General features: G+C 69.9%; 16 protein-coding genes. 11 read left to right on the top strand and 5 right to left on the bottom strand.

Annotated features, from left to right (window positions below; all coding sequences use genetic code 11):
- Positions 1-8: 8 nt before the first annotated feature.
- The 4 genes from PDM28_RS00745 to PDM28_RS00730 are packed head-to-tail and all read left to right on the top strand — an operon-like array spanning position 9 to position 6,008.
- The gene (locus PDM28_RS00745) at positions 9-893 is read left to right on the top strand and encodes a DUF58 domain-containing protein (RefSeq protein WP_311183400.1); all 885 of its coding nucleotides are present in this window, start codon (positions 9-11) and stop codon (positions 891-893) included.
- Positions 890-2,020 (top strand): BatA domain-containing protein, encoded by a 1,131-nt coding sequence (locus PDM28_RS00740; RefSeq protein ID WP_311183399.1) that lies wholly within the window; start codon positions 890-892, stop codon positions 2,018-2,020. Before PDM28_RS00745 ends, PDM28_RS00740 begins: the two co-directional genes overlap by 4 nt.
- Positions 2,017-4,173 carry a hypothetical protein gene (locus PDM28_RS00735; protein ID WP_311183398.1) on the top strand — a complete coding sequence of 719 codons (2,157 nt, stop codon included), beginning with the start codon at positions 2,017-2,019 and terminating at the stop codon, positions 4,171-4,173. Before PDM28_RS00740 ends, PDM28_RS00735 begins: the two co-directional genes overlap by 4 nt.
- Positions 4,170-6,008: a hypothetical protein gene (locus PDM28_RS00730; protein WP_311183397.1), complete on the top strand. Its 1,839-nt coding sequence runs from the start codon at positions 4,170-4,172 to the stop codon at positions 6,006-6,008. Before PDM28_RS00735 ends, PDM28_RS00730 begins: the two co-directional genes overlap by 4 nt.
- A gap of 27 nt (positions 6,009-6,035) precedes the next feature.
- Here PDM28_RS00730 and PDM28_RS00725 read toward each other — a convergent pair whose 3' ends face one another.
- Positions 6,036-6,494 carry a hypothetical protein gene (locus PDM28_RS00725; protein ID WP_311183396.1) on the bottom strand — a complete coding sequence of 153 codons (459 nt, stop codon included), beginning with the start codon at positions 6,492-6,494 and terminating at the stop codon, positions 6,036-6,038.
- A 157-nt stretch (positions 6,495-6,651) separates the two neighbouring features.
- On the opposite strand from PDM28_RS00725, the gene PDM28_RS00720 reads away from it, so the two are divergent.
- The 3 genes from PDM28_RS00720 (at position 6,652) to PDM28_RS00710 (ending at position 10,625) form a co-directional block, all read left to right on the top strand.
- Positions 6,652-9,132, top strand: coding sequence for a DEAD/DEAH box helicase (locus tag PDM28_RS00720; protein WP_311183395.1), 2,481 nt, complete (start codon positions 6,652-6,654; stop codon positions 9,130-9,132).
- Positions 9,129-10,205: a ribonuclease H-like domain-containing protein gene (locus PDM28_RS00715; RefSeq protein WP_311183394.1), complete on the top strand. Its 1,077-nt coding sequence runs from the start codon at positions 9,129-9,131 to the stop codon at positions 10,203-10,205. The genes PDM28_RS00720 and PDM28_RS00715 overlap by 4 nt, the downstream gene beginning before the upstream one ends.
- An 84-nt stretch (positions 10,206-10,289) precedes the next feature.
- Positions 10,290-10,625: an I78 family peptidase inhibitor gene (locus PDM28_RS00710; RefSeq protein WP_311183393.1), complete on the top strand. Its 336-nt coding sequence runs from the start codon at positions 10,290-10,292 to the stop codon at positions 10,623-10,625.
- A 43-nt stretch (positions 10,626-10,668) separates the two neighbouring features.
- Here the strand turns inward: PDM28_RS00710 and PDM28_RS00705 are convergent, their stop codons facing one another.
- The 3 genes from PDM28_RS00705 to PDM28_RS00695 all read right to left on the bottom strand — a co-directional run bounded on the left by PDM28_RS00705 (position 10,669) and on the right by PDM28_RS00695 (position 14,429).
- On the bottom strand, positions 10,669-12,636 hold the full coding sequence (locus PDM28_RS00705; protein WP_311183392.1) for a M56 family metallopeptidase: 1,968 nt from the start codon (positions 12,634-12,636) through the stop codon (positions 10,669-10,671).
- A 3-nt stretch (positions 12,637-12,639) separates the two neighbouring features.
- A complete protein-coding gene (locus PDM28_RS00700) occupies positions 12,640-13,026 on the bottom strand; it encodes a BlaI/MecI/CopY family transcriptional regulator (protein ID WP_070207699.1) in 387 nt (128 codons plus the stop codon).
- A 305-nt stretch (positions 13,027-13,331) separates the two neighbouring features.
- Complete coding sequence (locus PDM28_RS00695; protein WP_311183391.1) at positions 13,332-14,429, bottom strand: SDR family oxidoreductase; 1,098 nt, start codon at positions 14,427-14,429, stop codon at positions 13,332-13,334.
- Between the two features lie 150 nt (positions 14,430-14,579).
- Here PDM28_RS00695 and PDM28_RS00690 point away from each other — a divergent pair, with 150 nt between their 5' ends.
- The gene (locus PDM28_RS00690) at positions 14,580-14,924 is read left to right on the top strand and encodes a hypothetical protein (RefSeq protein ID WP_102946980.1); all 345 of its coding nucleotides are present in this window, start codon (positions 14,580-14,582) and stop codon (positions 14,922-14,924) included.
- Positions 14,925-14,985: 61 nt separating this feature from the next.
- On the opposite strand, the gene PDM28_RS00685 is transcribed toward PDM28_RS00690, so the two are convergent.
- Positions 14,986-16,065 (bottom strand): DNA topoisomerase IB, encoded by a 1,080-nt coding sequence (locus PDM28_RS00685; protein WP_311183390.1) that lies wholly within the window; start codon positions 16,063-16,065, stop codon positions 14,986-14,988.
- A gap of 135 nt (positions 16,066-16,200) precedes the next feature.
- Here PDM28_RS00685 and PDM28_RS00680 point away from each other — a divergent pair, with 135 nt between their 5' ends.
- From PDM28_RS00680 to PDM28_RS00670, 3 genes are all read left to right on the top strand, one after another.
- Positions 16,201-16,614: an I78 family peptidase inhibitor gene (locus tag PDM28_RS00680; RefSeq protein WP_102946978.1), complete on the top strand. Its 414-nt coding sequence runs from the start codon at positions 16,201-16,203 to the stop codon at positions 16,612-16,614.
- A gap of 153 nt (positions 16,615-16,767) precedes the next feature.
- Positions 16,768-21,222 (top strand): glutamate synthase large subunit, encoded by a 4,455-nt coding sequence (gene gltB / locus PDM28_RS00675; protein WP_311183389.1) that lies wholly within the window; start codon positions 16,768-16,770, stop codon positions 21,220-21,222.
- Between the two features lie 75 nt (positions 21,223-21,297).
- Complete coding sequence (locus PDM28_RS00670) at positions 21,298-22,743, top strand: FAD-dependent oxidoreductase (protein ID WP_311183388.1); 1,446 nt, start codon at positions 21,298-21,300, stop codon at positions 22,741-22,743.
- Positions 22,744-22,843 lie beyond the last annotated feature (100 nt).

Below are 22,843 nucleotides of genomic sequence, written 5' to 3'. Positions count from 1 at the left end.
CACCGCGCATGCACGCCCCGATCGCCATTCCCGCCGATGTGCGCAGCCGCCTGAAGGCGCTGCGCCTGTTGCCGCGGCGTGCCGTGGGCGCGCAGGGCATCGGGCAGCATGCCAGCCGCAGTCGTGGCGCCGGCCTGGAATTCGCCCAGTATCGTGCGTACGAGCCTGGTGACGAGCTGCGCCAGATCGACTGGAAACTGTATGCGCGGTCGGACCGTTTCTTCGTTCGCGAATCCGAGCGCGAGAGCCCCGTCACGATCTGGATCCTGCTCGACGCCACTGCATCGGCTGGCCAGTCCGACCGTGCGCGGCCCGGCGTTTCCCGGCTCGACCATGCCAGCGCGGTCGCAGCCTGCATCATCGAACTGGCGCTGCAGCAGGGCGACCGTTTTGGCCTGATTGCCGTCAATGGCGAGGGCGTGCAGCTGGTGCCGGCGGGCAGCGGTGCGCGCCAACGCGACCGCATCCACCTGCTGCTGCACCGCCTGCGTACGCACGGGGCCTGGCCTGCCACGGACGCGCTGCGGCCGGTGTGGGAGCGGGTCCAGGCCAACGACATGCTCATCGCGCTGGGCGATGGCTTCGACGAGGCCGGCACCGTGCTGCTGGAGCGTCTGGCCGCCGCCCGCCGCGATGTGGCGCAAGTGCAGATCCTCACCGCCGACGAACGCGACTTCCCGTTCCAGGACGGCCACCGTTTCCGCGACCCGGAAACCGGTGAAGAGCTGCTCGGCGATGGCCGTGCGATCCGCGACGACTACCTGGCCCGCTTCGCCGAGGCCCAGCGCCTGCTGCAGTCGCGCTTGCAGCGCGGCGGCATCGCGCATGTGGTGACCCATACCGACCAGCCGCTGGATGCGCCGCTGCGCGCACTCGCCGGGGTTGGCCGATGAGCCTTTCGCTGCTGTTTCCGATGGGACTGCTGGCGCTGGCGTCGCTGCTGGTGCCGCTGCTGATCCACCTGGCCCGTCGCCATCACTACGCGCCACTGGAGTTCGCCGCGCTGCGCTGGCTGCGCGCCAAGGCACGCCCGCGCCAGCGGATACGGTTCGACGAATGGCCGCTGCTGCTGGTGCGCCTGTTGCTGCTTGCGGCGCTGGCGCTGCTGCTGGCACGGCCGCTGCTTCATGGCGCGCCGGTACAGGCGTCGCCGTGGGTGGTGGTTGCGCCGGGCCTGGACCCGGTGACGGTGCCGGAAGGCAGCGAAGGCCGCTGGCTGGCGCCGGGATTCCCGCCGTTGCAGGAGACTGCACCGGGCACCACGCAGCCCCTGGCCAGCCTGCTGCGTGAGCTGGACCAGCAGCTGCCGTCCGGCACCGCGTTGACCGTCTACGTGCCCGACCCGATGCCCGGCCTGGACGGCGAGCGGCCCAGACTTTCGCGCGCAGTCGAATGGCGGCCCGTGGCCGCGCCGATCAATGCAGCCACCAGCACCGCTGCACCACGCCTGCGGCTCAGCGGCGCTGCTCCCGCGACAGACGATGCACAGACGCTGCGCGTGCTCGACGCCGTGCAGCGCGCATGGAACGCGCAACCGTTGTCCACGCCGCTCGACGGGGACGCGGTGCCCGCCAATGGCGAAACAGGCGTGTGGCGGTCCGACGCGCCGCTGTCCGAAGCATGGCGCACCTGGGTGGAAGCGGGTAACAGTGTGCTCGCGCTGTCCGCGACTGCCGTAGCCGACAAGGGCACGCCCATCCTGACGGACAGCGAAGGCAAGCCCGCCCTGGTCCGTCACGCGCTCGGTCGCGGCCAGGTGCTGCGCTTCACTGCGGCGTTGAACACCGACGCCCTGCCCATCCTGCACGACCCTGCGTTCCCGCGCCGTCTGCTGGAACAACTGCACCCCGCAGCCGCCCCCCGGATCGCACCCGCCGCCACGCAGCGCCCGCTGACCGGCGCCGCCGCACCCGTCGTGCAACCGCGCGATCCGGGCCCGTGGCTGCTGATCGCCATCCTCTGCCTGTTCGCGCTGGAGCGCTGGATGGCCACCTCACGACGTCGCGGAGCCGGTGCATGAGTCCGCTGCAGCAGGCATGGCAGCGCGCGCGTCGCCGCCAGTGGCTGGCTGTTGCGGCCGTGCTGCTGCCGCTGGCGCTGGCCGTGACCGCCGTGGCAGTGCGCCTGGTGGGCATCAGCATCGGCTCGGTGGTGCTGCTGGTCACGCTGCTGCTGGTCGTGGGCACCGCCACCTGGCGCGCGCGTCGGCTCGACCGGCAGTGGCTGGTACGTCGGCTGGATACGCATCCGGTCGCGCAGGACAGCGCCGACCTGCTGTTCGCCGATGCCGCCTCGCTCAATCCGTTGCAGCAGCTGCAACGCGACCGCATCAGCCGCACCCTGTTCGCCGCCATGCCCGACCTGCGCACGCCGTGGCCGCGCCCCTGGCTGGTGGCGTCGTGGCTGGGTGGCCTGCTCGTCGCGGTGCTGGCGGTGGGCTGGCCCGCGCCGGGCGCACCGCTGCCGGTGCTTCCAGGCACCGCCGCGCCGGAGGCCAGCGTCGCGCTGCCGCCGCGCCTGCAGTCCGCGCGCCTGCAGATCCGTGCCCCGGCGTACACCGGACAGGCCGCTCGCACGCAGACCGCGCTGGATGCCAAGGTGGTGCAGGGCAGCGCGCTGGACTGGTCGTTGCGCTTCACCGCACAGCCCAGCAAGGCGGCCCTGCAACTGCACGACGGCACCCGCATCGCGCTGCGCCGCGACGGCGAAGCGTGGGTGGCGCAGTGGAACGCCAGTCGCCCGACCCTGTACCGCATCGTCACCGAGCCCGCGTTGAGCGCCCCGCGCCTGTACCGCTTGGACGTGGTACCTGACCGGCCGCCGAGCGTGCGCGTCATCGCACCGGACCGCACCCTGGTGCTGGCCGCGCCCGGCCAGCGCCAGTGGACCCTGCAGTTCGAAGCCAGCGACGACTTCGGCGTGGCCGCCAGTGCCGAGCTGGCGCTGACGCTTGCCCAGGGCAGCGGCGAGAACATCACCTTCCGCGAGCAGCGCATCGCGCTGACCGGCACCGGCCCGGCCACGCAGCGCCGTTTCGCGCGCACGCTGGATCTGGCGGCGCTGGGCGCCGGTCCGGGCAACGATGTGATCGCGCAGCTGCACGTGCGCGACAACCACACCCCCACGCCGCAGGCCGCACAGAGCACCAGCCTGATCCTGCGCCTGCCCAGCGAAGAACAGGTGCTGGGCGCCGACCTGGAAGGCATGGTCAAGAAGACCCTGCCGGCGTACTTCCGCAGCCAACGCCAGATCATCATCGACGCCGAAGCGCTGATCAAACAGCGCGCAACGCTGTCGGCAGAGGAGTTCGTGAAGCGCAGCGATGCCATCGGCGTGGATCAGCGCATCCTGCGCCTGCGCTATGGCCAGTTCCTCGGCGAGGAGAGCGAAGGCGCACCCAAGGCACCGCCAACCAGCGACAGCCTGCCGACCAGCGATACGCCCGCCGCCGACCACGATGACGATCACGCGCACGCGCCCGCCACCGCGCAGGACAGCCACGACGATCACGACCATGGCGCTGCGAAAGCCGACGCCGCACCCGTGTTCGGCGCGGCCACCGACGTGCTCTCCGAGTACGGGCACACCCACGACCACGCCGAGGCGGCCACGCTGCTGGACCCGGAAACCCGCGCGATCCTGAAGGCTGCGCTGGACCAGATGTGGTCGTCGGAAGGCGAGCTGCGCCAGGGGCGTCCCGAGCGCGCCCTGCCGTTCGCCAACAAGGCGCTGGAGTTCATCAAGAAAGTGCAGCAGGCCGAGCGCATCTACCTGGCGCGGGTCGGCCCCGAGTTGCCGCCCATCGATGAGGGGCGCCGCATGGGCGGCGAACGCATCGACCTGGGCAGCCGCACCCTGACGATCAGCCCGGTCGCCGCACCGGACCCGGCCATCGTCGCGGTCTGGCAGCAGCTGGCCGACACCCGCAACGCGCCGGACCTGGACGTGCTCAGCCAATGGCTGGGCCGCAACGAACGGCGCCTGGCCGATCCTTTGAGCCTAGCGGCCGCCATCGAAGAACTGCGCATCCAGCCCGACTGCATCGCCTGCCGCGGCACCCTGCGCGCGCAGCTGTGGCGCGCCCTGCTGCGGCCACTGCCGCAGGTGGAGCGCAGGGCCGCACCGGACCCGATGGCGCAGCGGTACCTGGACGCGCTGGAGGCCACGCGATGAGCACCGCACTGTGGGTCGCCATCGCACTGGCCATCATCTTCATCGTGGGCACGCTGCGCCTCGTAGCACCGGGTTCTGACGGGCCGCGCCAACTTGTAGCGCCGGGCTCTGCCCGGCCGCTCCACCGCACAGCGCTGATAGCGCTGCAGGCACTCGCAGCACTGCTCCTGTACTTCACGCTGCTGCCGCCACAGCGCAGCGTGGAGGCCGGCCAGCTCACCGTGTTGACCGGCAACGCCGCACTCGCTGGAAATACCGCCGCAGACACCACGCTGATCGCCCTGCCCGAAGCTTCCGCACCGGCAGGCGCCACCCGCGCCCCGGACCTCGCCACCGCCCTGCGCCAGCACCCCGGCAGCACCGCCCTGATGCTGGTCGGCGATGGCCTGGCCGCGCGCGACCGCGATACCGCCCTGCCCGCGCGCACCACGCTGCAGGCCGCGCCTGCACCCACCGGCTGGGTGGCACTGCAGCCACCGGCTACCACCGCGCCGGGCGCCTTGTTTGTCGTCAGTGCCCGCGCCAACGGCGTCGCCAACGCACGCGCCGAGCTGCTCGACCCCGCCGGCGTGGTGATCGACCGCGCCCCGCTCGATGCGCAGGGACGGGTGCGCCTGCAAGGCACTGCGCGCGCCGCCGGCCGCAGCGAGTTCACCCTGCGCCTGCTCGACGCCCAGCAGCACGCCGTGGACACCGTTCCGGTCCCGCTGCAGACCCTTGCCGCCCCGGCACCGCGCCTGCTTGTCATCGCCGGCGCACCCGGTCCGGAGCTGAAGTACCTGCGACGCTGGGCCACCGACACCGGGCTGGAAGTACAGGCGCAGTCCAGCGCCGGCGGCGGCGTCATGCTCGGCGACACCCCGGTAGCCCTCACCGCCGCACGCCTGGCCGCCACCGATGTACTGGTACTCGACGAACGCAGCCTGGCCGCGCTCGGCGCGGCGCAGCGCAGCGTGGTGGCGCAGGCATTGCGTGCCGGGCTCGGCGTGGTGGTCCGCACTACGGGACCGCTCAACGACACCACCCGCCAGGCGCTGCGCAGCTGGGGACTGCCGGCCAGCGGCGGCACCCGCGCCGTACCGCTGGTGTTGGCCGCCGACCCGGAGGCCGCGCTGCTGCAGGCCCGTCGCGGCCCGCAGCGCCCGGCCAGCGAACGCACCGCCTACACCGACGACGCCGACACCGCCTCGCACGGCGCGGCACCGCCGGCCCTGGAACGATTCGAGGTGAACCTGCCCGGCAGCGACGCGCTGCTGCACGATGCCAAGGGCGCAGCCATTGGCGGCTGGCGCAGCGTCGGTCGCGGCCGCATCGCCCTGCTGCCGGTGACCGACAGCTACCGGCTGGTGCTGTCAGGCCGCGACGACCGCCACGCCGAACTGTGGTCCGGCGTGCTCGCCCAGGTGGCCCGCGCGTTGCCCCGCGCACCGGCGATACGCCTGCCCACCACGCCGTGGTCCGGTGAGCGCGTGACCCTGTGCGACGTACCCGATACCACCCGGGTCCGTGACCCCGCGGGCCACAGCGTTGCCCTGCGGGTCGACCCCGCCACCGGCACCCAGCGCTGCGCCGGTTACTGGCCGCAGCAGCCGGGCTGGCACCAGCTGCAGCACGGCGACACCGCGCAGTCCTTCTACGTATTCGATCCCGCCTCGGCCCAGCCACTGCACCGCCAACAGCTGCGCGACGCCACGGCACAGCGCCTGATCGAAACCCGCAGCAGCGTCGCAACTGCGTCGGACAAGACACCTGGCCCGCGCTGGCCTTGGCTGCTCGCCTTCATCGCGGCAGCCGGGCTGCTGTGGTGGCTGGAACGGCGGCGGGGGACCGCGTAGAGACACGCCACGCGCTTTACGCGACGATCAATCCCCCACCGCCGCGCCGCATCCCTGCTCCGCCGCACACACCTGCAACGCCCTTCGCTGCTGGTCCGCATCCAGACCCGGCGGTGGGCGCGCAACAGCGGACTGGATCTGGTCCGGCGCGCGGGTCAGCGTGTGCAGGCCCTTGGCGGTCTGGGCGATGCCGTAGTTGATGCCCATCATCAGGTAGCCGCCACGCATGCCCACTTCCTGCAGCGACGGCGGCTCACTCCAGGCGCGGTTGAACGCGTTGGGCGCAGGCTCCACCGGATTCCTGAAGCGATACAGGTCCACCGGCACCTCTTCGTCCGGCTTGAGCGCACGGACTTCGCCGAGCGTGGTGACCTGTTTGTCGGTGCCTTGAGCCGGTTCCGCGCCGCCCTCCTGCCCTTGCGCCGCGCTCACCAGCAGCGCGCCCGCCAGCAGCGTGGCTCCCCGCAGTCCCTTGCCGTGTGCCATGCGTCCTGTCCTGTGAGCAGCATCGTGGGCGGAGCATACGCAGCACCTCCTTCAGATTTCGTTGGGCACTGAACCGTTCACCGGTTCGCACCGCCGTGTCTCAGTCATTGAGACCGCTTTGTGTTTCCATGGCGTCCTTTGCAGACCGTTGTTTCCCATGGCTTACGAACTCGCCAAGCGCACCGAGGACGCCGAACGGCGCCTTGCGACCACCGACGGGCTGCCCTCGCGCAACGGCGCGCTGCTCACCGAGCGGCTGCAACGGCGCTACTCCGACCGCATCACCGGCAGCTTCACGATTCCCGGCCGCGAGGGCCGCTACGCCCCGATTCCGGCCGATGTGCCGGCGGCGCTGACCGCCGCCTTGAAGGCGCGTGGCATCGAACAGCTGTACAGCCACCAGGCCGAAGCCTGGGATGCCACCCAGCGCGGCGAGCACGTGGCCATCGTCACCCCCACCGCCAGCGGCAAGTCGCTGTGCTACACCCTGCCGGTGGTCAGTGCCGCCATGCAGGGCAAGGCCAAGGCGCTGTACCTGTTCCCGACCAAGGCACTGGCCCAGGACCAGGTGGCCGAGCTGCTGGAGCTCAACCGCGCCGGCGACCTCGGGGTGAAGGCCTTCACCTTCGACGGCGACACCCCCGGCGACGCCCGCCAGGCGATCCGTTTGCACGGCGACATCGTGGTCTCCAACCCGGACATGCTGCACCAGGCGATCCTGCCGCATCACACCAAGTGGGCGCAGTTCTTCGAGAACCTGCGCTACGTGGTGATCGATGAAGTGCACACCTACCGCGGGGTGTTCGGCAGCCATGTCACCAACGTGCTGCGCCGGCTCAAGCGGATCTGCGCGTTCTACGGCGTGGAACCGCAGTTCATCCTGTGCTCGGCCACCATCGGCAACCCGCAGGCGCATGCCGAAGCGCTGATCGAAGCACCGGTGACCGCCGTCACCGAATCCGGCGCGCCGACCGGGCCCAAGCACGTGCTGCTGTGGAACCCGCCGGTGGTGAACGCCGACCTGGGCCTGCGTGCCTCGGCACGCTCGCAGAGCAACCGCATCGCGCGCATTGCGATCAAGTCCGGGCTGAAGACGCTGATCTTCGCGCAAAGCCGCCTGATGGTCGAAGTGCTCACCAAATACCTGAAGGACATTTTCGACCACGACCCGCGCAAGCCGGTGCGGATCCGCGCCTACCGCGGCGGCTACCTGCCCACCGAGCGACGCGAAACCGAACGCGCCATGCGCGCCGGCAGCATCGACGGCATCGTCAGCACCTCGGCGCTGGAACTGGGCGTGGATATCGGCAGCCTGGACGTGGTGGTGCTCAACGGCTACCCCGGCAGCGTGGCCGCCACCTGGCAGCGCTTCGGCCGGGCCGGCCGACGCCAGCAGCCCGCACTGGGCGTGCTGGTAGCCAGCTCGCAGCCGCTGGACCAGTACGTGGTGCGGCACCCGGACTTCTTCGCCGACGCCTCGCCGGAACACGCACGCATTGCGCCGGACCAGCCGCTGATCCTGTTCGACCACATCCGCTGTGCCGCGTTTGAACTGCCGTTCCTGGCCGGCGATCCGTTCGGCCCGATCGACCCGCTGGTGTTCCTCGAAGCCCTGGCCGAAACCGAAGTGGTGCACCGCGAAGGCGACCGCTGGGAGTGGATCGCCGACAGCTACCCGGCCAACGCGGTGAGCCTGCGTTCGGTGGCCGACGGCAACTTCGTGGTGGTGGACCGCAGCGACGGCAAGCAGCAGATCATCGCCGAGGTGGACTACTCCGCCGCCGCGCTCACGTTGTATGAAGGCGCCATCCACATGGTGCAGTCCACGCCCTACCAGGTGGAGCGGCTGGACTGGGAAGGCCGCAAGGCCTATGTCACCCGCACCCACGTGGACTACTACACCGACAGCATCGACTTCACCAAGCTCAAGGTGCTGGACCGCTTCGACGGCTGCGTGGCCGGGCGCGGCGACGCGCACCATGGCGAAGTGCACGTGGTGCGGCGCGTGGCCGGCTACAAGAAGATCCGCTATTACACCCACGAAAACATCGGCTACGGGCCCGTCAACCTGCCCGACCAGGAGCTGCATACCACGGCGGTGTGGTGGCAGTTGCCGCAGGGCCTGCTGCTGACCGCGTTCGATTCCAAACAGGAAGCGCTGGACGGTTTCCTCGGCGCGGCCTATGCGCTGCACATCGTCGCCACCGTGGCGGTGATGGCCGACGCGCGCGACCTGCAGAAGGCGGTGGGCAATGGTGACGGCGCCTGGTTCGCGGTGGCCGACCAGAGCGGGCGTGGGCAGCTGCGCGGCGCCGAGTTCGACGCCAGCGCGATCGAGCTGCAGCAGCAGTTCGTGCCCACCGTGTACCTGTACGACAACTTCCCCGGCGGCGTGGGCCTGAGCGAACCGCTGTGGCTGCGCCAGGCTGAACTGCTGCAGCGCGCGCAGGAACTGGTGCAGCGCTGCGACTGCAAGGCCGGTTGCCCGGCCTGCGTGGGCCCGGTGCTGGCCGGCCAGGAGGAAGACGCCACCACCCCCAAGGCGCTGGCGCTGAAGGTGCTGGCGCTGTTCGACGAACACGCGCTGCCGAGCGCCGCCGAGCGCGAACGGATCGACGCCGACGTGGTGCCGTTTTGAGCCTGAGCCTGGACAAACTGCGGCTGCTGCGCCGGCAGGCGGGTGATGCCACGCCACGCCCGGCGGCCGACAGCGTTGCGCCCTTGGCACAGGGGACGGGCCATGCCGCCGTGCCTGAAGCGCCGCAGCCAAGGGTGCCCGCAGCGGCCAACGATGCCCACGCACGACGGGCGGCACCGGACTCGGTGTTCGCCTGGGTCGAGAAGGAAATCCAGCACAAACCGACCGGGGAGCGGGCGCCTGCTGCGCCGCCCGCGGTAGCGCTGCGCACCCCCGAGGTGGGTGGCCTGCATCGCCTGCTGGGCCTGCGCGATCGGGGCGCAGCCGCAACGCGACCGCGTGCAGACGCGCAGGACCGCCATGTGCCCGGCGAGGAAATCGCGCCGGGCCTGTTCCTGATTGAATCGTTCCTGCCCCGCGCCATTCCCACCCAGCCGCTGTCGCTGGCCTTCGCCAAACGCGACGGCGAACAGGTGCAGCCGCAGGACCTGTTGTTCTTCGACACCGAGACCACCGGGCTGGCCGGCGGTACCGGCACCCGTGCCTTCATGATCGGCGCGGCCGACTGGCATCGCGACGCCGCGCGCGGCGAGGGCCTGCGCATCCGCCAGCTGCTCATGACCACCATGGCCGCCGAAACAGCGATGCTGCGCGAGTTCGCCGGTTGGCTGCAGCCCACCACCGTGTTTTCCAGCTACAACGGCCGCTGCTACGACGCGCCGCTGCTGAAGACCCGCTACCGCCTGGCCCGCCAGCGCTGCCCGATCACCCCGCTCGACCATGTGGACCTGCTGTTCCCGACCCGCCGCCGTTACCGGGGCACCTGGGAGAACTGTCGCCTCGCCACCATCGAACGCCAGCTGCTGCAGGTGATCCGCGAAGACGACCTGCCCGGGTCCGAAGCCCCCGCTGCGTGGCTGAACTACCTGCGCGGCGGCAGCGCGGTGAACCTGCGCCGGGTGGCCGAACACAACCACCAGGACGTTGTGACCCTGTCGTTGCTGATGCTGCGGCTGGTGGCCGAAGAGCAGCGCGAGCGGGAAACGCTGGAACTGTCAGCGTCCCAGCCCTAGGGCTGGCAGCGTATTCATCTTGTTGACGCGCCGTGCAGCCAAGCCAGTGCAAGCTGGCGCCACATCCCTTCCAAGGAGTACGCCGTGCGCCTGCCCATGTTGCTGTTGATCAGCTGTGCCCTGCCGCTCTCGGCGTGCAGCAGCCCGCCGCCGAAGAACACCGAAGAGCCGCCGCAGGCGGTGGTGGATCCGATCCCGACCGGCATGGGGAATGGCACGAAGTGCAATCCCGAGGCATTGAAGGGATTGGAAGGCCAGGTTGCTTCGCAGGCGCTGGTGGACAAGACCGTCACGGCCGCCGGTGCCAAGCATGCCCGCGTGGTGAAGCCGGGCATGGCGGTGACCATGGATTTCCGCGAAGACCGCCTGACCATCCAGGTGGACGAGAACAACAAGATCACCAGCATCGGGTGCAATTGATCCCGTGGAGCCACGCGGGGCGTGGCTCTACCCCCCTGCCGGGCTAGTTCACCCGCTGTGCGGTGCCGTTGGCCAGCGCCTGGTCGATGGCCGAGCGCACATCGCGTGCGACCTTGGCCGAGGCCACGCTCTGGCGTTGCGCCAATGCTTCCTGCTGGCGTGCCAGACCCTGCTGCTGACGGGCCAGTTCGGCCTGCTGCCGGGCCGCCTGTTCGGTCTGCTGCTGCCGGTCCTGGTCGGTGCGCGCCTGGACCGCCTTCTCGCGGGCCCGGTCGGAGGCGCGGCGTGCCGCCAGTGCACGGGTAGCGTCACTGCTGCCCTGGTGCGCGGCCTGGTTGGCGATTTCCGCCGCATCCATCTGCATGGCCTCACGGCTGGCGTTCAGCGCCTCGCGGCTGGCCTGCAGCGAGAGGGCGGCCATGCGCTCGCCCAGGCGACCCTGTTGTTCGCCCAACCGCCCCTGCTGCTCGCCGAGCGCGCCCTGTGCGCGGCCCAGGTCGGCGATTTCCTTCTGCGACTGGCTGAGCGAGCGGATCAGCGCCGGGTCACGGATCACATAGCGGTCAGTGCCACGGCGCACCCAGAGCACCGGCTCGCCACTCGGCGCGTCGCGCTGCGACTGCGTGAGGTCGGCCATCGAGGCGTCGACGAAGTTGTCCTTGCCCATGCGCAGCACGTACGCCTGTGATGGCGGGTGCGACAGGTCCAACCGGCCCTGCGTGATCAGGGTGGTGCTGGAATCACCGCTGTTGATGTGCATGCGGCTGGCGTGGTCCGGATGCGGCGGCGCCGGTGGGGCGGCGGGCGCGCGCGGTGCAGCGGGCGCCTCGGGCGCGGCCGGCGCGGCAGGCATCGCGGGCGCACGGGGCGCAGCGGCCGGGCGCGGCGCGGGGGCCGGCTTCGGCGCGGCCGCGGCCGGCGGCGCAGGCGGTGCGGCGGGGACCGCCGGTGCAGCCGGAACTGCAGGTGCGGCCAACGCAGGCGGTGCCGGCGGCGGCGGCGGAACCGCAGCCACCAGGCGCAGCGGCGCTACGCCGACCAGCACGAACAGCGCGGTCACGCCCACCGACACCACGCGCGGCAACGAACCGGTCTGCTGCAGGGTGAGCAGGCGACGCTTGAGGCTGCGGAAGTTCGGCGAGGCGCTGGCCACGCCGACCGCCGGGCGCGGGGCCACGCCCAGCTGCACCAGCAGGCGGCCGTAGTCGTGGCGGCAGTGTCCGTGGCCTGCAACCACGGCGCTGTCGCAGGCTTCTTCGCGGGCCAGCGCGTATTCGCGCGCGGCCAGGTGCACCAGCGGGTGGAAGAACAGCAGGTGCTGGGCCAGCGAAGGCAGCAGGCCCCACCACAGGTCGCGGCGTTGCAGGTGCACCAGTTCGTGGGTCAGCGCCATGTCCAGGTCGTCGGCGGCCATCGCCGGCAGCTCGCGCGCAGGCAGCAGCAGCACCGGGTTCCACGGACCGATCAGCTGCGGCGAGGTGATCTGCGCGGAGATCTTCAGTTGCGGCGCGCGGGCCAGGCCGTGCGCTTCGGCAGCCAGCTGCAGCGCCTGCTGCAGGCCCGCGTCGGTGCAGGGGGCGGCGCTGCGCACCAGTGCGCGGCTCTGGCGGTAAGCGCGCAGGCTGTGCAGCAGCATCACCAGCACGCCGGCGGCCCACAGCGCGAACAGCGCGGTCTGCCAGCTGGGCACGGGCGACGTCGCGGCGACGAAGGGCGCAGGGTCGGTCGCCACTGCGGCACCATTCAACTCAAGTTGCACGGGCAGCAGCGGTGCTTCGACCCGCGTTGCCGTTTCGATACCGGGCGCCGGCAGCACCGCCAGTTCCAGCGGGCTGCTCCACACCAAGCCAAGCACAGCCTGCACGGCCACCAGCCACCACAACCGGCAACGGGTGGCGGCCGGCAGACGCGGCAGCAGGCGGCACACGCCCCACACCAACGCCACCAGCACCGCGCTCTGCACGCTGGTCCAGGCCAGGCGGGTCAGCAGTTCCATCATCTGGGTCTCCATGGCTCAGCCCTCCCGCTTGCGCGACTGGAGCTGGGCGACCAGCGCTTCGAGTTCGGCCAGCTCGGTATCGCTGACCTCGGCCTTGTGCGACATGAAGGCCACGAAGGGGGAGACCGAACCCTGCAGGGTCTTCTCCACGAAGCTGGCGACCGCGCCCTGGACCACGCTGTCCTGTTCGCCGGTCGCCGAGTAGCGGTACACGCCCTCGACCTGCTGGCGCTGCAGGTAGGCCTTGCCGCGCAGGCGTTCCATCATGGTCAGCACGGTCGAGCGGGCCAGGCCGCGCTCCTCGCCGAAGCCGGCCGCCACCTCGCCCACGCTGGCGCTGTTCTGTTCTGCTACGTACTGCAGCAGGGCCAGTTCCTGGTCCCCGATGGTCTTGCCGCGCATGACACTCTCCGATGACTACATGTGTCGTCACCGTGCCAGTGACTACAGTTGTCGTCAAGCGTCGGAGGCTGGGAGCCGACGAACGGTATGGGACCGCCTGGGTCGGCCAACGGCCGACGCTACCCGTCCTCCGGCATTGCGCGCAGGGCCATGCATCCCGATGTCGCCCGTAGTGCCGGCCGCCGGCCGGCTACACGCATCGCCTGAATAGTCCGAGTAGTGCCGGCCGCCGGCCGGCTCCACGGATTGCCGGGCATCGTGCGGAGCCGGCCGGCGGCCGGCACTACCGGAATGCGGCACGAGGTTTACCCGTGCGGGCCCCCCATGACGGGAAGAATCACACCGCTGATGTAACTCGCCGTCACTGGCGAGGCCAGGAACACGTACGCCGGCGACAACTCTTCCGGCTGCGCGGCACGGCCCATGTCGCTGTTCTTGCCGAACTCCGCCACGTCAGGCGCCTGCTTGTCGGCCGGGTTGAGTGGGGTCCATACCGGACCCGGGGCAACCGCGTTGACGCGGATGCCGCGCGGCAGCAGCTGGCTGGCCAGCGCCTTGGTGAAGGCGTGGATGGCGCCCTTGGTCGACGAATAGTCGATCAACGCCTTGCTGCCGAACAACCCGGTTTCCGACCCGGTGTTGATGATGCAGTCGCCCTCCTCCAGGTGCGGCAGCACCGCGCGGGCCATCTGGATGTAGCCCCCGATGTTGGTCTGCAGCGTCTCCTGCAGGTGCGCGTCTTCCAGGTCTTCCAGCCGTTCGCAGTGCAGCTGGAAGGCAGCGTTGTTGACCAGGATGTCGATGCCGCCGAACGCCTTGGCCACCTGCTTGACCGCCCGGTTGCAGAACTTCGGATCGCGCACGTCACCCGCGATCACCAGGCAGCGCGTACCTTCGGCTTCCACATGCTGGCGGGTGACCTCCGCGTCTTCCTTCTCATCCAGGTGCAGCACCGCCACGTCGGCGCCTTCGCGTGCGAACAGCACGGCGACGGCGCGGCCGATGCCGGAGTCGCCGCCGGTGATAATGGCGCGCCTGCCCTGCAGCTTGCCGCTGCCGACGTAGTCGGGCGCGAGGAATCGTGGGGCGAGATCGAGCGCGTGCTCGTTGCCGGGCTTGGCGATGTTCTGGGCCGGCATGGTTTCAGGCTGTTTGCGGCTGCCCGCTTGGGTGGCTTTCTTCGCCGTTTTTTTTGTCGCCTTTTTGGCAGCGCGCGCGTCCTTGGCCTTTTCCTGGTCCTGCAGCCGCCGCTGGCGGGCCGCCACACGCGCCGCGCGCGGATCGGCGGCGGCCGCCTTGCGGGTGGCGGTCTTTACCACCGGGGTGCGCTCGCGGGCCGGTTTGGCGTCGGTGGCGATGGGCTTGGAGGCAGCGCGTTTACGGGTCTTCTTGGCGGTGGCCATGGTCAACTCCTTCGGATCAGTGCCACTGCAGTGTGGCCACGGCGCCTTTCGCATCTGGTGAATGGCATGTCGCCATGCCGTGACCGGCTTCATCCGCCGCATACGCCTGCGGCGGCATCGTGGAGGCCAGAATCCCGCTGGAGCCCTCCCATGTTGCGTCCCCTGTTTGCCGTTGCCGCACTTACCGCCCTGACCGCCTGCAGCAGCACGCCGATGGCGCAGGTCCAGCCGATCGATGGCGTCATCTCCGGCCAGTGTCATATCGACAAGGTGCGCGGCGCGGTGGGGTTGGCCGCCTCGGCCGCCACCGTGGAGCGCGCCCGCGTGGACAGCGACAGCCTGGAGGTGGTGGTGGTGCGCGGTCAGCGCATGGAAAGTGGGGCGACCGCCAGTGGCGCTGCCAATACGACGCCGGCCGGTGCGGAAAGTGGCGGTGAGCGGCTGACCATTGAGACCGGGCGGACCAACAACATCACGGCGATATTCTGCGGTTGATGTTTGCACCAGCAGGCCGTTGCCTCGGCGCGCGGCCTGCGCAGACACGCATGGCGTGTCCCTACGCGGGTTTGGTGTTTTTCGCGGGTTTTGCTTTCTTCACTGCTTTTCGGGCGGTGCGGAGGAAGCGCAGGGTGGCCTGTTCCCACTGGCGCTCGCCCCGCAGGCCGGCCAGCTTCACCAGGGCGCCGTCGCGCCAGCCGTCGAACACGCTGGGGTCGATGTAGGCCTTGCGGCACACCGCCGGGGTGTTGCCCAGGCGGGCCGCCACTTCGCACACCACCTGCTTCTGCAGCGCGGCCAGCGCGCGTTCGCTGGGCGCTTCGGGTAGCGCGGTCGCGGCGAACTGGCGCAGTGCGGCCATGGTGCCGCCCCAGGTGCGGAAGTCCTTGGCGCTGAAATCCGCGCCCATCGCATCGCGCAGGTAGGCGTTGACCTGGCCGGAGTCCACCGGCTGCACGGTGCCGTCGTCGTCGCGGTACTGGAACAGCGCCTGCCCCGGCAGCTGCTGGCAGCCCTTGATCAGCTTCGCCAGCTGCGTGTCGTCGATCTCCACCTCCTGCTGCTGGCCGGACTTGCCGCGGAAGCGCATGCGCGCGCGACCACCCTTGACCATCTCCAGGTGGCGGTTGCGCAGCGTGGTCAGCCCGTAGGAGCGGTTGTCGCGCGCGTACTCGGGGTTGCCGACCCGCACCAGGGTTTCGGCCAGCAGCGCGACCACGATGGCCAGCACCTTGTCCTGCGGGTAGCCCGGCAGCTTGAGGTCGCGGCGCAGGCGCCGGCGCAGGGTCGGCAGCGCCTGGCCGAAGGCGATCACCCGGTCGAACTTGCCGTCGCCGCGCACCCGCGCCCAGTCCGGGTGGTAGCGGTACTGCTTGCGGCGGCGCGCGTCGCGGCCGGTGGCCTGCAGGTGGCCGTTGGCCGAGGCGCAGATCCACACCTCGGTGTAGGCCGGCGGAATCGCCAGCGCCCGGATCCGCGCCAGTGTGGCGGCATCGCGTACCGCATGGCCATCCGCATCGCGGTAACTGAAGCCCTTGCCCGCCTTGCGCCGGGCGATGCCGGGCTGCTCGTCGCTGACGTAACGCAGGCCGGCGTCGCGGGCGGCGGCGGCTTCGGGGGTAGCAAGGCGTGCGGGCATGGTGGCAATGGCAGGGATGGGCCTGCAGTGTGGTCGGCACTGGTGCGGCGCCGCGTCAATAACGCAACACAAACACCTCACACCCTTCTTGACGATATGCTCACCGCCTTACTGGTTATCCCTTCAGGAGTCTCGATGTCGTCCTTGTCGTCCCGCGCGCTGTCCTCCATCGGTCCCAGGCTGCTGGGTGCCGTCCTGCTCCCCACCGTGCTGCTGCTGGGTGCCTGCAAGGCGCCGCCCATGGACGAACAGGACGCCGCCGGCGCGCACGCACAGAAGGCCGCCGAAGAAGCGGCGGCTCCCGCTGATGCCACCGCCGGCAAGGCCACCGAAGCACCGCCGGTCGGCAACTGCGACGCCGAACAGGTGCAGAGCCTGGTCGGCCAGGCCTACACCGACGAACTCGGTGGACAGGCGCAGCAGGATGCCGGCGCCAAGGAGCTGCGCGTGCTCAAGCCGACCGACATGACCACCATGGAATTCGTCGGCGAACGCCTGAACATCGAAGTCGACGAAAAGGGCGTGGTCAGCGGCGTGCGCTGCGGCTGAATTGGCGGGTTTTCAACGGGTTTGGTTGCACCCGCAACCGTGTATTGCGGCGTTGCAACAACTGTGATCTAGTCGACGCATCCGGTGCCTCCCCATGCGCTCAACGGAGTGAGCGGGGACGAGTGTCGCCGCTCACCCGACTTTGAGGCAGAGATGGCCCCCCGCAACCGCCAAGGGCTTTACGACCCGCAAGACGAACGCGACGCCTGTGGTTTCGGCATGGTCGCGCAACTGGACGACCAGCCGTCACGGCTGCTGGTCGACACCGCCATCGCCGCGCTCTCGCGCATGACCCATCGCGGTGGCGTCGCGGCCGACGGCATCACCGGTGACGGTTGCGGCCTGCTGCTGCGTCGCCCGGACGCCTTCCTGAAAGCACTGGCTGCCGAAGCCGGCATCACCCTCGGCACGCACCATGCCGCCGGCGTGGTGTTCCTGCCGCACGACGCCAGCGCCGCCCAGGCCTGCCGCGCCACCCTGGAACAGGAACTGCGCGACGCCGGCTGCCAGCCGCTCGGCTGGCGCGTGGTGCCGACCGACCCGACTGTGTGCGGCCAACTCGCACGCGACACCCTGCCGCAGATCGAACAGCTGTTCGTCGACGCCGGTCCCGGCCAGGACGAAGCGGCCTTCACCCTCGCCCTGTTCCTGGCCCGCCGCCGCAGCGAACAACAGCTGCGCGAACACGCCGACTACTACGTCACCACGCTCAGCCCGACCTCGATCAGCTACAAGGGCATGGTGCTGCCGGACAAGCTTAGCCGGTTCTACCCGGACCTGCAGCGCAGCGACCTGGCCTCCAGCGCGATCGTGTTCCACCAGCGCTTCTCCACCAACACCCTGCCGCGCTGGCCGCTGGCGCACCCGTTCCGCATGCTCGCCCACAACGGCGAGATCAACACCATCGAAGGCAACCGTCGCTGGGCGCAGGCGCGCAGCAAGGTGTGGAAGACGCCGCGCTTCGACATCGCGCAGTTCGACCCGGTGATCTCCATGCACGGCTCGGATTCGCAGAGCCTGGACAACATGCTGGAGCTGATGGTCAGCGCCGGCATGGACCTGATCCAGGCGCTGCGCATCCTGGTGCCGCCGGCAACGCAGTCGCTGGAGTTCAAGGACGCCGACCTGGCCGCGTTCTACGAGTTCTACGGACTCAACAGCGAGCCGTGGGACGGCCCGGCCGGCATCGTCGCCTGCGACGGCCGTTATGCCGCCTGCACCCTGGACCGCAACGGGCTGCGCCCGGCGCGCTGGATGCTCACCTCCGATCGCCACTTCCTGGTCGCCTCCGAAGCGGGCGTGTGGGAAGTGCCGGCCGAACGCGTGGTGCGCAAGGGCAAGCTCGGCCCGGGCGAGATGATGGCCATCGACCTCAAGCGTGGCGACCTGCTCGACTCGGACGCCATCGACCGTATCAACCGTGGCCGCGCGCCGTACAAGCAGTGGTTGCAGCAGGGCGTGACCTACCTGCAGACCGAGCTGATCGACCCCTCGCTGGTCGAAGAGCCGTTCGACGAACGCACCCTGCGCAGTTACCACAAGCTGTTCCAGCTCAGCACCGAGGAGGTGGAGCAGATCCTGCGACCGCTGGCCGAGACCGAGCAGGAAGCCACCGGCTCGATGGGCGACGACACCCCGATGGCGGTGCTCAGCCAGCACAGCCGCCCGCTCTACGACTACTTCCGCCAAGCCTTCGCGCAGGTCACCAACCCGCCGATCGACCCGCTGCGGGAAGACTGCGTGATGTCGCTCACCACCCAGCTCGGCAAGGAGACCAACATCTTCCATGCCGGCGCCGAGACGGTGAACCACGTCATCCTCAACTCGCCGGTGCTCAGCCAGCGCAAACTGCGCCAGCTGATCAAGATGCCGCAGTACGTGGACCGCAACCGCCTGATCGACCTGTCCTACAGCCTCGACGAAGGGCTCAAGGCCGGCATCGAGCGGATCTGCGCCGAAGCCGAGGCCGCCGCCCGCGAAGGCATCGTCATGCTGCTGCTCAGCGACCGCTACCCGGTGGCCGACCGGCCGATGGTGCATGCGCTGCTGGCCACCAGCGCGGTGCACCACCACCTCTCCAACGCCGGCCTGCGCTGCGAGGTGAACCTGATCCTGGAAACCGGCACCGCGCGCGACCCGCATCACATGGCCTGCCTGCTGGGCTTCGGTGCCACCGCGGTCTATCCGTACCTGGCCTACCAGACCCTGTTCGACCTCGGCCGGCGCGGCATCCTGCAGCTGAAGAAGGGCGGCGAGCAGTCGCAGATCGGCCGCAGCTACCGCAAGGGCATCTACAAGGGCCTGTCCAAGATCATCTCGAAGATGGGCATCTGCACCGTGGCGAGCTATCGCGGCGCGCAGCTGTTCGAGATCGTCGGCCTGGACGATGAGGTGGTGGACCTGTGCTTCCCGGAAACGCCATCGCGCGTGGCCGGCGTGGGCTTCGCCCGCCTGGACGACGAAGCGCGCGAGCTCACCGTGCGCGCCTGGAACGACCTGCTGCGCCCGGACGTGGGCGGCGTGCTCAAGTACGTGCACGGCGGCGAGTACCACATGTACAACCCGGACGTGGTCATGACCCTGCAGCGCGCCGCGCGCAGTGGCGATGCCGCCGACTGGCAGCGCTACTGCGAGGCCGTGCACGGTCGCCCGGTGTCGGCGCTGCGCGACCTGCTGCAGCTCAAGGCCGCGCCCACGCCGACGCCGCTGAGTGAAGTGGCGCCGGCCGAAGACCTGTTCCGCCGCTTCGACACCGCCGCGATCAGCCTGGGCGCGCTCTCGCCCGAAGCGCACGAAGCGCTGGCCATCGCCATGAACAAGCTCGGCGGGCGCAGCAACTCCGGCGAAGGCGGCGAAGACCCGGTGCGCTATGGCACGAACAAGCGCAGCAAGATCAAGCAGGTTGCCTCGGGCCGCTTCGGCGTCACCGCCGAATACCTGGTCAATGCCGAAGTGCTGCAGATCAAGGTCGCCCAGGGCGCCAAGCCCGGCGAAGGCGGGCAGCTGCCCGGGCACAAGGTCAATGAACTGATCGCGCGGCTGCGTTACGCCAAGCCGGGCATCGGGTTGATCTCGCCGCCGCCGCACCACGACATCTATTCGATCGAAGACCTGGCCCAGCTGATCTACGACCTCAAGCAGGTCAACCCGGACGCGCTGGTGTCGGTGAAGCTGGTCTCGCATGCCGGCGTCGGCACCATTGCCGCCGGCGTGGTCAAGGCCGGCGCCGACCTGATCACCGTGTCCGGCCATGACGGCGGCACCGGTGCCAGCCCGGTCAGCTCGATCCGCTACGCGGGCGTGCCGTGGGAGCTGGGCGTGGCCGAGTCGCACCAGGCGCTGGTGGCCAACGACCTGCGCGGGCGCACCCTGCTGCAGACCGACGGCGGCCTGAAGACCGGCCTGGACGTGATCAAGGCGGCACTGCTGGGCGCGGACAGCTTCGGCTTCGGCACTGCGCCGATGATCGTGCTGGGCTGCAAGTACCTGCGCATCTGCCACCTCAACAACTGCGCCACCGGCGTGGCCACCCAGGACGAGCGCCTGCGCGCGCAGTACTTCACCGGCCTGCCCGAGCGCGTGGAGAACTTCTTCCGGCTGCTGGCCGAAGAAGTGCGCGGCTGGCTGTCCTACCTGGGCGTGCGCTCGCTGGACGAGATCGTCGGTCGCACCGACCTGCTGCAGCAGCTGGAGGTTGCGCCGCGCCCGGGCGTCAAGGTGGATCTGTCGCGCCTGCTCAACCCGGCGCAGTACGCCGGCAGCCACTGCGCCGCGCAGCGCCTGTACGAGTCGCCGGACAGCCTGGCCACGCAGATGGACGGCCTGCTGGCCCCGGCCATTGCCGGCAAGCTCGGCGGCGAACACCGTTTCCTGATCCACAACACCGACCGCTCCATCGGCACCCGCCTGTCCGGCGCCATCGCCCGCGCGCATGGCAACCAGGGCATGAGCGATGCGCCGTTGACCCTGCGCTTCCGTGGCACGGCCGGGCAGAGCTTCGGCGCGTTCAACGTCGGCGGCCTGCAGCTGGAAGTGGAAGGCGAAGCCAACGACTACGTGGGCAAGGGCATGGCCGGCGGTCGGCTGGTGGTACGCCCGCCGCGCGGTGCGCGTTTCGAGGCGCGCAACACCGCGATCATCGGCAACACCTGCCTGTACGGCGCCACCGGCGGCGAGCTGTTCGCCGCAGGCCGTGCCGGCGAACGCTTCGGTGTACGCAACTCCGGCGCGCTGGCGGTGATCGAAGGGGCCGGCGACCACTGCTGCGAGTACATGACCGACGGCATCGTGCTGGTGCTGGGCAAGGTCGGCTTGAACTTCGGTGCCGGTTTCACCGGGGGCCTGGCCTACGTGCTGGATATCGACCGGGACTTCGTGGACCGCTACAACCACGAGCTGATCGACATCCACCGCATTTCGGCCGAAGGTTTCGAGAACCACCGCCAACACCTGCACACCCTGATCAGCCGCCACCGCGAACTCACCGGCAGCATCTGGGCCCAGCAGATCCTCGACGAGTTCCGCGACTACGTCGGCAAGTTCTGGCTGGTCAAACCCAAGGCCGCCAGCATCGAATCGCTCACCGAATCGCTGCGCCGCGCCGCGTAGTGCCGGCCGCTGGCCGGCAACCCATCACGTAGTGCCGGCCGCTGGCCGGCAACCACCAGGAATCCAGAGCAAGCCATGAGCCGCAAGCAAGCCTTCCAGTTCCTCGACCTGCCCCGGACCATGCCGCAGCGCATCCCGGTGGAGCTGCGCACCTCCGGCGACTGGGGCGAGCTGTACGGCAAGTTCGGGAAGGAAGACGCCCAGTACCAGGCCGGACGCTGCCTGGACTGCGGCAACCCGTACTGCAGCTGGAAGTGCCCGGTGCACAACGCCATTCCGCAGTGGCTGCAGCTCGTGCAGGAAAACCGCATCCACGAAGCGGCCACCCTGTGCCATTCCACCAACCCGCTGCCGGAAGTGTGCGGCCGGGTGTGCCCGCAGGACCGTCTGTGCGAAGGCAGCTGCACGCTGGAAGAGTTCGGTGCGGTCACCATCGGCGCGGTGGAGAAGTACATCGTCGACACCGCGCTCGCCACCGGCTGGCGCCCGGACCTGGCGGCGGTGGAGAACACCGGCAAGCGCGTGGCGGTGATCGGTGCCGGCCCGGCCGGGCTGGCCTGTGCCGATCGCCTTGCGCATGCCGGCGTACAGGCGGTGGTGTACGACCGCTACGAACAGATCGGCGGCCTGCTGCAGTTCGGCATTCCCAGTTTCAAGCTGGACAAGTCGGTGATCAGCCGCCGCCGCAACGTGCTCGAAGGCATGGGCGTGCAGTTCCGGCTGGGCGTGGAGATCGGCCGCGACATCACCCTGGATACCCTGCTGGCCGACTACGACGCCGTGTTCGTCGGCACCGGCGCCTACCGCTACACCGACGGCGGGCTGCCCGGGCAGGACCTGAAGAACGTGCTGCCGGCACTGCCGTTCCTGGTGCAGAACAGCCGCATCGTCGGTGGCAGCGACGCGCACGGCCGGCCGATTGCCGGCTGGGAAGACACCCTCGCCCTGCCTAACCTGGAAGGCAAGCGCGTGGTGGTGCTGGGCGGCGGCGACACCGGCATGGACTGCGTGCGCAGCGCGGTACGGCTGGGTGCGGCACGGGTCACCTGTGCCTACCGCCGTGATGAAGCGAGCATGCCGGGCTCGGCGCGCGAAGTGGCCAATGCGCGCGAAGAAGGCGTGCGCTTCCTGTTCAACCGCCAGCCGTTGTCGATTGAAGCCGGTGCCGACGACGAAGCGATCGGCGTGACCGTGGTGGAAACGCATCTGGGCGAACCCGATGCACAGGGTCGCCGCAATGCGGTGCCGATCGAAGGCAGCGAATCGCTGCTGGAAGCGGACGTGGTGATCATCGCGTTCGGCTTCTCGCCCACCGCGCCGGAATGGCTCACCGCGCAGGGCGTGGAGGCAGCCAGCAACGGCCGCATCCTGGCCGGTGGCAATGGCCGTCTGCCGTTCCAGACCGCGCATCCGAAGCTCTTTGCCGGCGGCGACGCGGTGCGCGGCGCGGACCTGGTGGTGACGGCGGTGGCGGAAGGGCGGGATGCGGCGGCAAGTATCGTGGCGTTGGTCAGCGCTTGATCGGGGTACCACGCACCGCTTGGGACACGCATGGCGTGTCTCTACGTGGTGCCCGTCAGCGTAGCGACACGCCATGCGTGTCTTACGGACTGCCGGACGC

It is taken from the genome of Stenotrophomonas aracearum (assembly GCF_031834615.1).
GTDB classification, from domain to species: domain Bacteria; phylum Pseudomonadota; class Gammaproteobacteria; order Xanthomonadales; family Xanthomonadaceae; genus Stenotrophomonas; species Stenotrophomonas aracearum.
Note: the sequence above shows the minus strand (reverse complement) of the source record. Positions and strands in the feature narration are given on the sequence as shown.